Below are 11357 nucleotides of genomic sequence, written 5' to 3'. Positions count from 1 at the left end.
GCGTGGCAAAGAACGCCACTCCGTATCTTCGTCTTATGCCTGTCGCATCTATGCAGGCCGCCTCCGCTTTTTATTCAATCCAGCTTTGGCGGCCAGATGCTCGGGGTCATAAGTCAAAGCTACTGCGTGGCAAAGAACGCCACTCCGTATCTTCGTCTTATGCCTGTCGCATCTATGCTGGCCGCCTCCGCTTTTTATTCAATCCAGCTTCCGGCGCTAACTGCTCGGGTCATAAGACAAAACTGCTACGTGGCAAAGTGCGCCACTACGCATTTTTTTCTTATGCCTGTCGCAGCTGAGCAAGCGCCCTCCGCTTTTTATACAAAAAAAAGACCACTTTTAGAGTGGTCTTATGCTGAAAGCACTTTTCTTCCTTTGCGACGACGAGCAGCGAGGATGTTACGACCGCTTTTTGAGCTCATTCTTGCACGGAAGCCGTGAACTTTACTACGTTTACGTTTATTTGGTTGGAATGTACGTTTCATTTCAAAGACACCTCCTGCATTGTCCCTTTACTTTCTGAGAGTCTTGAATAGTATAAGGCGCATTTCCCACAATGTCAATTATTTTTTAGTAACTCTTATTTAAGCCAATTACAATTCTTCATAATTTCCATCTTTACTTTACATCGTTCGACACCAATCGATTTAATAAAAAGTTATCCACATCAAAAAATGTAGATTGCTGACAAATATGTTCATAGAAATTTTTATCATTTTTTTATGCACAGCCCTTATCTACACCTTTTACACATACAAAAGCCTGTGGATAAAGTAATTCTCCACAATTGCTGTTAGTGTTAATAACTCATAGAATGCCTTGTCATTCTTATAGTTTCTTGGTACAATGTAAAAGATTTTGCTGTTAACAAATTTAAAAGCCCATTCAATTATCCACAATTGTTGATAGGTTGTGGATAATTTTTTCAACACTTCGGGATATTTATTATCCACACGATTGAATTCTGTGTATAATACATATTCCTGTGTTTTTTTATTTCTATGTAAAGGAGGCCCAACGAGTGGATCAGCTTGAAAAATTATGGAACGAAGTTTTGTCGAAAGTTGAAGATAAAGTTTCGCGACCAAGTTTCGAAACCTGGCTTAAATCGACAAAATTGATGACATATGGCGATGAAAACGTGACAATTGCTGTTCCTAATTCATTTGCAAAGGACTGGTTAGAAACTCATTACGTTCATCTAATAACCGGCATCATGTCAGAATTGACGGGTGAAGACCGACTTATCCATTTTGTAGTTCCAAAAGAAATGGAAGAAAGTGATTTTAAAATACCGAAAACAGTTGTTAAACAGGCTGACAAAACGCCTGTCGCATCGGCTTCTGTCATGTTGAATCCCAAATATACATTTGATACATTCGTAATCGGATCAGGAAACCGATTTGCGCACGCTGCCTCGTTAGCTGTAGCTGAAGCCCCTGCTAAATCGTATAATCCCCTATTCATCTATGGTGGTGTCGGGCTTGGGAAGACCCATCTTATGCATGCTATTGGGCATTATATTATGGAACAGGACCCTTCTGCTAAGGTCGTTTATTTATCTTCAGAGAAGTTTACGAATGAATTCATTAATTCCATCATGAATAATAAAGCGGGCGATTTCAGAAATCAGTATCGAAAAGTAGATGTCCTTCTAATTGACGATATTCAATTCATCGCTGGAAAAGAACAGACACAAGAGGAATTCTTTCATACTTTTAATACGTTACATGAAGAAGCAAAGCAGATTATCATTTCGAGTGACCGTCCGCCAAAAGAGATACCTACCTTGGAGGATCGCCTAAGATCGCGGTTTGAATGGGGATTAATCACTGATATTGCACCGCCAGATTTAGAAACTCGAATTGCAATTCTACGCAAAAAGGCAAAGGCTGATGGACTACTTGATATTTCGGATGATGTAATGCTTTACATTGCCAACCAGATTGATACAAACATACGGGAATTAGAAGGTGCACTAATTCGGGTTGTCGCTTATTCATCCCTTGTCAATATGGACATCACGACCGATCTTGCTGCAGAAGCATTAAAGGATATTATTCCAAATTCCCGTCCACGTACAGTTAGTATTTTAGACATTCAAAAAACAGTCGGAGAACATTTCAATATCCGGCTTGAAGACTTTACTGCTAAAAAAAGAACAAGAGCAATCGCATTCCCACGTCAAATCGCTATGTATCTTTCACGCGAATTGACGGATTCTTCGCTGCCTAAAATTGGTTCGGAATTTGGTGGTCGAGACCACTCAACTGTCATCCATGCACATGAAAAGATTGCTAAGCAATTGAAGGATGATAAAATTCTACAACAAGATATTCAAGATATTAAAACGATTCTTGGCCGAGGATGAAGAATCCACATGTGAATAACCTTTAAATTACGGTACAAACTGTGCACAGGTTATACACATGTGTTTATCTTTCTAACATATAGGTTTTTAGGGCTTACTAACATATCCACAGCCCCTATTACTATTACTATCTTTATTACTTAACTAATTAATATATAAGCGAGGGTGCAAAATGAAATTTGAAATTATGAGAGATTGGTTGCTCGAGGGATTAAATGACGTCATGAAAGCAATCAGTCAAAAAGTGGCGAATCCCATTTTGACCGGAGTTAAAATCGATGTTTCTGAAAAAGGTTTAACGATGACTGGTAGCGATTCGGATATTACGATTTGCACATTTATCCCGATTGAAGAAGATGGTGAACAGATAATTCGTGTCATTGAACCAGGTTCCATCATCCTTCAGGCAAAAGTTTTCAGCGAAATCGTTAGAAAACTACCAACGAATAGTGTTACGATTGAAATTGAGAATGGAATGCAAACTCATATCAAATCCGGAAAATCAGAGTTTCACCTCATCGGATCCAATTCAGATGACTACCCTGTGCTACCGAATGTGAAAGATGAGTATCGTTTTTCCTTGCCGGCTGATTTGATGAAATCGCTCATTAAGGAAACTGTATTTGCGGTATCGCAACAAGAAACACGCCCGATTCTTACCGGTGTTCATTGGGAAACGGTGAATGAAAAGCTTGTATGTGTTGCTACAGACAGCCACCGACTTGCAAGAAGAGAACTTACGCCGGAACTTATGCCTGAAAGCCCATTTAGTGTCGTCATTCCGGGAAAAAGTCTTCAAGAGTTGAATAAAATCCTTCCGGATAACTCAGATCTTGTTGAAATTGTCATTGCTGACCAGCAGGTACTTTTCAAGTCAAGAAATGTACTTTTCTATTCGAGGCTTCTTGAAGGGAATTATCCGGATACTTCGAGGTTAATCCCGTCTGAATATAAGACAACAGTTACAGTAAATGGTCGCCAGTTATTACAAGCAATCGATCGTGCATCTTTATTGGCTCGTGAAGAGCGGAATAATATTGTCCGTTTTTTTGCTGATGAAGGAAAAATGCTTGAAGTTTCCTCAAATTCACCTGAAATAGGTAAGGTTGAAGAATTGATCGAAGCTATCGATGTAACGGGAGAAGACCTAAAAATCTCCTTTAGTGCGAAATACATGATGGATGCTTTGAAAGCCATTGATGGCCAGGATATCGCTATTCATTTCACAGGTGCAATGAGGCCATTCATCTTAAAATCAATTGATAGCGACTCGATCCTGCAATTGATATTGCCGGTCAGGACGTTTTAAATTCAAGCATTATCCACATGTTGATAATTAATCGTTTTAATAGCAATGGAAAAGAAGGGATAGTCAAATTTTTGGCTATCCTTTTTACTTACAGCGAAAAGTTCGGTAAAATAGAGAGACAGACTAATTTGAGAAGGATTGAAGCGGATGGAAGTCATGCAAATTGATACGGAGTTTGTTACACTAGGCCAATTGCTGAAAATGACCAATGCAATCAGCTCTGGTGGAATGGCCAAATGGTTTTTGGAAGAAAATGCAGTTTACGTGAACGGTGAAGAAGAGCGTCGTAGGGGTAAGAAAATTTACGATGGCGATGTCGTTAATATTCCTAATGCAGGTAGGTTCAAGATATCCTCATCTGTGAATGGTCAATCGGATGTTCATTGAACGCCTATCCCTGACAGATTATCGAAATTACAATTCCCTTGAATTGTCTTTTTCCCCTCAAATCAACGTTTTAATCGGTGAAAACGCACAAGGCAAGACGAATATCATGGAAGCGATATACGTCTTGTCGATGGCGAAATCACATCGTACATCAAATGATCGTGAACTTATACGTTGGGAACAAGAGTATGGTAAAATAGAAGGGGACATCCAACGCAAGTATGGACGTCTCCCACTTGAATTGACAATATCGAAAAAAGGCAAGAAGGCGCGGGTAAATCATTTGGAACAGAACCGCTTAAGCCTTTATATCGGTCAACTCAATGTTGTCATGTTTGCTCCGGAGGACTTAAATCTTGTAAAAGGAAGCCCACAGGTCCGAAGAAGATTTTTAGATATGGAAATCGGACAAATATCCCCAGTCTATCTTCATGATCTGCTTACCTTCCAAAAGATAATAAAGCAACGGAATGCAATACTTAAAGAGAATCGTGGAAAATTGGATTTTTCGAACGTCATGTTTGATATTTATACAGAACAATATGTCCAAGTGGCAGTACAAATCATTCGGAAACGATATTATTTTATTGAATTACTCCAAAAATGGGCTGAACCCATCCATAAAGGGATTTCCCGAGGAATTGAGCAGCTTAAAGTGACATATGGGACATTAAAAGAGTTCGATTCTGGGCAGACTGTTGAACAGATGGAAGAAATACTTATTAAAAAACTGCAAGAAGTGAGACGTCGAGAGTTGGAACGTGGAATGACACTGATTGGACCACACCGTGACGATCTCCATTTTTTTGTGAATGGATATGATATCCAGACCTATGGGTCGCAAGGGCAGCAACGTACGACGGCGTTATCACTTAAACTTGCCGAAATCGACCTTGTTAAACAGGAAGTTGGAGAAACACCTGTTCTGTTATTGGATGATGTCCTGTCAGAGCTTGATGATTATCGTCAATCCCACTTGTTGAATACGATGCAAGGGCAAGTCCAGACATTCGTAACTACGACGAATATTGCTGGACTCGATCATGAGACGATTCGTAAAGCCGAATTGTATGAAGTATCAGCAGGTCGTGTTTCAGATAAGGGAAATCAGTTGAATTGACAACCTGTTAATATCGTTCCCGAAGGAAACTAAAAAAATGTCTAAAGAAACTTAACGATTGATGTTCGGAAAGGAAAGGTGAACATATTGGCAATGGAAGAAAAAGAATTGCAGACAGCCTATGATGCGAATCAGATTCAAGTCCTTGAAGGTCTGGAAGCAGTTCGTAAACGTCCGGGCATGTATATCGGTACAACGAGTTCACGTGGTCTCCACCATCTTGTATGGGAAATTGTCGATAATAGTATCGATGAAGCTTTGGCTGGCTATTGTGATCACATTGAAGTGACAATTGAAAAGGATAATTGGATCCGTGTGGATGATAACGGGCGGGGAATTCCTGTCGGTACTCAAGAATCAACAGGTAGACCTGCAGTAGAAGTCATCATGACGGTACTCCACGCTGGTGGTAAGTTCGGCGGCGGAGGTTATAAAGTTTCAGGTGGTTTGCATGGCGTTGGGGCGTCAGTTGTGAATGCACTCTCTGAAGTAACCGAAGTGTATGTTCGACGGGACGGGAAAGTCTATTTCATCAGGTTTGAACGAGGGAATCTCGTGAATGAGCTGGAAGTTATAGGCGAAACTGAAGAAACCGGTACCCGTACAAGATTTAAAGCGGATCCCGAGATCTTCAAGGAAACGACCGAATATGAATACGATATTTTGTCCCACCGTATCCGTGAGCTTGCCTATTTGAATAGAGGCCTGCGCATAACGATTTCAGACGAGCGAGGCGAAGAGAATCGTACCGACACGTTCTACTACGAGGGCGGTATTAAGTCGTATGTTGAACATTTAAATCAAAACAAAGAACCGATTCATGAGGAACCGATTTTCATAGAGGGCGAGAAAGATGGAATCTCAATTGAAATTGCCATGCAATATAACGGCGGCTTCGCAGAAAATCTATTATCATTCGCCAACAATATTAATACGTATGAAGGCGGTACGCATGAATCAGGTTACAAAACAGCATTGACACGTGTTGTAAATGATTATGCAAGGAAGAATGGGATGTTGAAGGAATCTGACCCGAATTTGTCGGGAGAAGATGTCCGTGAAGGATTGACGGCAATCATTTCAATCAAACACCCAGATCCCCAGTTTGAAGGTCAAACGAAAACGAAGTTAGGGAACTCAGAGGTCAGTACGATTACAAATGCTTTGTTTTCAGAAGGCTTCCAACGTTTTTTGCTGGAAAATCCAATTACAGCTCGGTTAATCATTGATAAAAGTCTAATGGCTGCACGAGCAAGACTTGCCGCAAAAAATGCACGGGAACTGACAAGACGTAAATCGGCATTGGAAGTATCCAGTCTTCCTGGTAAGCTTGCAGACTGTTCTTCTCGTGATCCGGCGATTAGTGAATTGTACATCGTTGAGGGTGACTCGGCGGGCGGTTCAGCGAAAAGCGGACGCGATCGTCATTTCCAAGCAATTTTGCCATTGCGCGGTAAAATACTGAACGTAGAAAAAGCCAGATTGGACCGTATTTTAGGAAATGCCGAAATTCGTACAATGATTACAGCCCTTGGCACCGGTATTGGTGACGAATTCAATCTTTCGAAAGCACGTTATCATAAAATTGTCATCATGACGGATGCCGACGTAGATGGAGCGCATATTAGAACATTATTATTAACATTCTTCTTCCGTTTCATGCGTCCTCTTATTGAGGCAGGCTATGTGTATATTGCTCAACCACCGCTTTACAGAGTTAAACAAGGGAAACACGAGGAATATTGTTTTGACGAAGTGGAATTGCAAGAAATACTCAATCGTCTTCCGGCAGCTCCTAAACCAGTCATTACTCGCTATAAAGGTCTTGGTGAAATGGATGCCACTCAATTATGGGAGACGACGATGGATCCGGATCAGCGGACTTTACTTCAAGTTCATCTTGATGATGCTTTTGATGCAGATGCCACATTTGAACAATTGATGGGCGACGAAGTGGAACCAAGACGTAGATTCATCGAGGAAAATGCGATGTATGTAAAGAACTTGGATACTTGATTAATTAAATTTAACCATTGCCCTTCAAGCGAGGGGCTTTGTTCGGTTAACAGGTTGTTCAGAAAAAGACGCCTGAGTTGAAAGGAGTTTGACATTATGGCAGATATGCCTAAACGTGGTGTTCAAGGGATCAACATCAGTACTGAGATGAGAACGTCCTTTCTTGACTATGCAATGAGCGTTATCGTCTCCAGGGCATTGCCGGATGTACGGGATGGACTGAAGCCAGTTCACCGCCGAATCCTTTATGCAATGCAAGACCTTGGAAATACTGCGGATAAACCACATAAGAAATCAGCCCGTATTGTCGGTGACGTTATCGGTAAGTACCACCCTCATGGTGATAGTGCTGTTTATGACACGATGGTAAGGATGGCCCAGGATTTCAATTACCGTTATATGCTCGTCGATGGTCACGGGAACTTTGGTTCTGTAGATGGTGACTCGGCGGCAGCGATGCGTTATACGGAATCCAGAATGTCACGCATAGCAATGGAATTACTCCGGGACATCAACAAGGACACAATTGACTACCAAGATAACTATGATGGCCAGGAAAAGGAGCCGATTGTACTTCCGAGCCGTTTTCCGAATTTGCTTGTTAACGGTACTTCAGGGATTGCGGTTGGTATGGCGACCAATATCCCCCCTCACAACTTAGGTGAGACGATTGATGGAGTACTTGCTATGGCAGATAATCCGGCAATCACGACTGAGGAATTGATGGAGATTATTCCAGGCCCGGATTTTCCTACCGGGGGTATAATCCTTGGAAGAAGCGGGATCAGAAGAGCCTATGAAACTGGACGTGGATCCATTGTCATCCGAGGTAAAGTCGAAATTGAACAGCAGTCAAACGGTAAGGAAACGATTATCGTTACGGAATTGCCTTACCAAGTCAACAAGGCCCGCCTTGTTGAAAAGATTGCTGAACTTGTCCGTGATAAGCGTATAGACGGCATTACCCATTTGGCGGATGAATCCGATAGAACGGGGATGCGAGTCGTTATCGAAGTGCGCAGGGATGCTAATGCTCATGTATTACTTAATAATTTATACAAACATACAGCCCTTCAATCGAGCTTCGGTATTAATATGTTAGCGCTTGTCGATGGACAGCCGAAGATATTAGCACTGAAAGAAATACTGTATCACTATTTAGAACATCAAAAAGTTGTAATTCGTAGAAGAACTCAATATGAGTTAAGAAAAGCTGAAGACCGAGCGCACATATTGGAAGGCTTGCGAATTGCTCTTGATCATATCGACGAAATTATCGCGTTGATCCGCGGTTCTAAAACAACGGAAGAAGCTAAAACCGGCTTGATGGAGCGTTTTAATTTAACTGAACGCCAATCACAGGCAATTCTTGATATGCGTCTCCAACGCTTAACTGGTTTAGAACGTGATAAAATTGAGAACGAGTACCAAGAACTCCTTGTATTAATATCCGAATTACGTGCAATTCTTGCGGATGAACAAAAAGTGGTAGAGATCATCCGTGAGGAACTGCTTGAAGTGAAACAGCGTTTTGCGGATGACCGTAGAACTGAAATTACATCTGGCGGAGCCGAGATGCTTGAGGATGAAGATTTGATCCCAGTGGAGAACTCTGTATTGACATTGACGCATAATGGCTATATTAAGCGTCTTCCAGCAAATACCTACAGGAGCCAACGTCGTGGAGGCAGGGGTATACAAGGGATGGGTACAAATGATGACGACTTCGTCGAGCATTTGTTGAACACATCTACACATGATACAATCCTGTTCTTTACGAGTAAGGGAAGAGTATTCCGTAAAAAAGGATATGAGGTACCTGAATATAGCCGTACGGCAAAAGGCTTACCGATTATCAATCTATTGGATTTCGCTAAGGAAGAAAAAGTTACGGCGATGATTCCGGTCGAAAAGTTTGAGGCGGAGAAATATTTATTCTTTGCTACACGCGAAGGAATAGTGAAGCGTACTTCCGTTGCCGATTTTGCCAATATCCGTTCCAATGGTTTGATAGCTTTGACATTGCGTGGCGATGATGAATTGATCGGCGTGAAAATGACAAATGGCAATCAAAACATTGCAATCGGTACACGAGATGGAATGCTTATCAAGTTCAGTGAGCAAGACATCCGTTCGATGGGACGTGTTGCAAGTGGTGTGCGCGGAATCCGTTTACGTGAAGGTGATATAGCTGTAGGCATGGATACCGTTGCTGAAGGTGATGAAATTCTTGTAGTCACGGAAAAAGGTTTTGGAAAGCGTACACCTGAAGACGAGTATCGAATCCAATCCCGTGGCGGTTATGGCTTGAAGACATTGAATGTCACTGATAGAAACGGCCCACTTGTGGCAATGAAAACAGTTGATGGAACTGAAGACCTTATGTTGATCACCATTCATGGCATACTTATCCGAATGGATATTGAGGATATTTCTTCTATTGGCAGAAGCACCCAAGGCGTTCGTCTAATCCGATTAGGTGAGGATGAACTTGTTGCAACGGTTGCTAAAGTCGAGAAGGAGCATGAAGATGAACATGATGAACATGAAGAGACCAACGAAGAGGTCGAGGAATTAGCTGATTCTAGCGAAAACAATGAAACAACAGAACCAAATGAAGATTAAAATTTATTGAATGTAAAAGTTATTGAAATGGCTCCAGTCATTTCAATAACTTTTTTTGTCGTCTAACTCTGTTAGTTTCAGTATAATAGTCTATAGGAGAAAATCGTAAGGCGGTGAAACTTAAGTATGGAATCATATAAAGATGTTAGCGAACTGCAGGCTGGAACTTTACTGAAGGAAGACGTGTACTGCAAGACTAAATATCCGATTATGCGAAAAGGTACAGAGCTTACACTTGAACATATAGAAGTTCTTCGAGTATTCGGTGTGAACCAGGTCAAGGTGGAGGAGAAATTAAACAATAGTGATGAAACAAACCCTGATACATCGGTCGATACTGATAATACATCAGATAACTTGTACTGGTTAAAGAATCCCTATGACAAAGCAGTTCAGGATTATAAGAGGGAATTCAACAATTGGCGATTTGGGCAACTTCCTGAAGTTGCAAAGATCCGATCTTTCATCATCCCATTATTGGAAAAGTTCATAGCACAAAAAAGTATGTTAGCGATGATAAATGAGTTTTCAACTCCGGAAGAATATCTATATCATCATCCAATCGCTATGGGAATCCTTTCAGCAGCTATTGGTAAGAAAATGGGTTACGAAAAGGGCGATATCATTCAACTCGGTCTTGCCGGAACTTTAGCCGATAGCGGCATGGCAAAAATTGCACCATCAATATTGGAAAAGACAACATCCCTTTCCCAAGAGGAATTCAATGAAGTAAAAAAACATACTTTGTTCAGCGTAAAAATGATTCAAACCACGCCTCTAATTAGGCAGGAGATGAAATTGGCAATTCTTCAGCATCATGAGCGACTTGACGGAAGCGGTTACCCAAGAGGGGAGAAAATGGAGACCATTTTAGTATTTTCTCAAATCCTCGCCGTGGCGGATGTATTCCACGCAATGACGTCAGATAGATTGTACAGACCAAAACATTCTCCATTTAAAGTAATTGAGATGATTAAGGAAGATGAGTTTGGTAAATTTGATATTAAAGTGGTGGATGCTCTTCAAAATCTCGTCGGAAATCTTTCTATAGGAACACGGGTGAAGTTAACTAACGGTGAACTTGGTGAGGTCATGTTCTTGCATCGCGATGCTCCGTTGAGACCGATGATAAGGAAAGACTCGGACGGTCTTATTATTGACCTGTCAACGAATCGTGATTTGGTAATTGAAATGATTATAGAATGAATATGGATTAGCCGCTGTAAAGATTACACGGCTAATCTATTTTTTTGTAATAAGTGTTGCATTCAAAGAGACAAGATGTTATAGTAAATAACGTTGCACTTCCGGTAACTCAATAACCACTTCGAAACAGCTTAAATTTTTTTGAGAAAAGTTGTTGACATCGAAAACGCAGCATGGTATTATATAAGAGTTGCTTCTAACGGAGCGGCAATCAAATGAACCTTGAAAACTGAACAGCAAAACGTCAACAAAAAAAGTTCTGGAGCCGACCCTGTCGGTGAAAAGAACAAAACGAATCTTCGGATTCGAAATTGACATCTTAA

Annotated in this window: 9 protein-coding genes; 7 read left to right on the top strand and 2 right to left on the bottom strand. The window is 41.1% G+C overall.

Going from position 1 to position 11357, the window contains the following annotated elements:
* Positions 1-350: 350 nt before the first annotated feature.
* Both rpmH and ACFPZG_RS04395 read right to left on the bottom strand, forming a co-directional pair.
* Entirely contained in the window at positions 351-485 is a 135-nt protein-coding gene (gene rpmH, locus ACFPZG_RS04400) for a 50S ribosomal protein L34 (RefSeq protein WP_147060480.1), read from the bottom strand.
* Positions 486-746: 261 nt separating this feature from the next.
* Positions 747-953: a hypothetical protein gene (locus ACFPZG_RS04395; RefSeq protein WP_283733418.1), complete on the bottom strand. Its 207-nt coding sequence runs from the start codon at positions 951-953 to the stop codon at positions 747-749.
* A 68-nt stretch (positions 954-1021) separates the two neighbouring features.
* On the opposite strand from ACFPZG_RS04395, the gene dnaA reads away from it, so the two are divergent.
* The 7 genes from dnaA (at position 1022) to ACFPZG_RS04360 (ending at position 11034) form a co-directional block, all read left to right on the top strand.
* Entirely contained in the window at positions 1022-2371 is a 1350-nt protein-coding gene (gene dnaA, locus ACFPZG_RS04390; RefSeq protein ID WP_317941405.1) for a chromosomal replication initiator protein DnaA, read from the top strand.
* Between the two features lie 172 nt (positions 2372-2543).
* Positions 2544-3680, top strand: coding sequence for a DNA polymerase III subunit beta (dnaN, locus tag ACFPZG_RS04385; RefSeq protein ID WP_317941404.1), 1137 nt, complete (start codon positions 2544-2546; stop codon positions 3678-3680).
* 147 nt (positions 3681-3827) lie between these two features.
* The gene (gene yaaA / locus ACFPZG_RS04380; RefSeq protein ID WP_283733417.1) at positions 3828-4067 is read left to right on the top strand and encodes a S4 domain-containing protein YaaA; all 240 of its coding nucleotides are present in this window, start codon (positions 3828-3830) and stop codon (positions 4065-4067) included.
* A complete protein-coding gene (gene recF, locus ACFPZG_RS04375) occupies positions 4057-5187 on the top strand; it encodes a DNA replication/repair protein RecF (RefSeq protein ID WP_283733416.1) in 1131 nt (376 codons plus the stop codon). Before yaaA ends, recF begins: the two co-directional genes overlap by 11 nt.
* Positions 5188-5280: 93 nt before the next feature.
* A complete protein-coding gene (gyrB, locus tag ACFPZG_RS04370; RefSeq protein WP_317941403.1) occupies positions 5281-7203 on the top strand; it encodes a DNA topoisomerase (ATP-hydrolyzing) subunit B in 1923 nt (640 codons plus the stop codon).
* Positions 7204-7299: 96 nt separating this feature from the next.
* A complete protein-coding gene (gene gyrA / locus ACFPZG_RS04365) occupies positions 7300-9828 on the top strand; it encodes a DNA gyrase subunit A (RefSeq protein WP_317941402.1) in 2529 nt (842 codons plus the stop codon).
* Between the two features lie 126 nt (positions 9829-9954).
* Positions 9955-11034 (top strand): HD-GYP domain-containing protein, encoded by a 1080-nt coding sequence (locus tag ACFPZG_RS04360; protein WP_317941401.1) that lies wholly within the window; start codon positions 9955-9957, stop codon positions 11032-11034.
* Positions 11035-11357: the final 323 nt, after the last annotated feature.

This window comes from Sporosarcina thermotolerans (assembly GCF_042658975.1).
Taxonomy (GTDB): Bacteria; Bacillota; Bacilli; order Bacillales_A; family Planococcaceae; genus Sporosarcina; species Sporosarcina thermotolerans.
The sequence above is the reverse complement of the archived record's forward strand: the minus strand, read 5'-3'. Positions and strand labels throughout refer to the sequence as shown.

Excerpts from the sequence above, each read along its gene's own strand:
- rpmH (WP_147060480.1), bottom strand. The coding sequence starts at position 485 with ATGAAACGTACATTCCAACCAAATAAACGTAAACGTAGTAAAGTTCAC.
- dnaN (WP_317941404.1), top strand. The coding sequence starts at position 2,544 with ATGAAATTTGAAATTATGAGAGATTGGTTGCTCGAGGGATTAAATGAC.
- yaaA (WP_283733417.1), top strand. The coding sequence starts at position 3,828 with ATGGAAGTCATGCAAATTGATACGGAGTTTGTTACACTAGGCCAATTG.
- recF (WP_283733416.1), top strand. The coding sequence starts at position 4,057 with ATGTTCATTGAACGCCTATCCCTGACAGATTATCGAAATTACAATTCC.
- gyrB (WP_317941403.1), top strand. The coding sequence starts at position 5,281 with ATGGAAGAAAAAGAATTGCAGACAGCCTATGATGCGAATCAGATTCAA.
- gyrA (WP_317941402.1), top strand. The coding sequence starts at position 7,300 with ATGGCAGATATGCCTAAACGTGGTGTTCAAGGGATCAACATCAGTACT.
- ACFPZG_RS04360 (WP_317941401.1), top strand. The coding sequence starts at position 9,955 with ATGGAATCATATAAAGATGTTAGCGAACTGCAGGCTGGAACTTTACTG.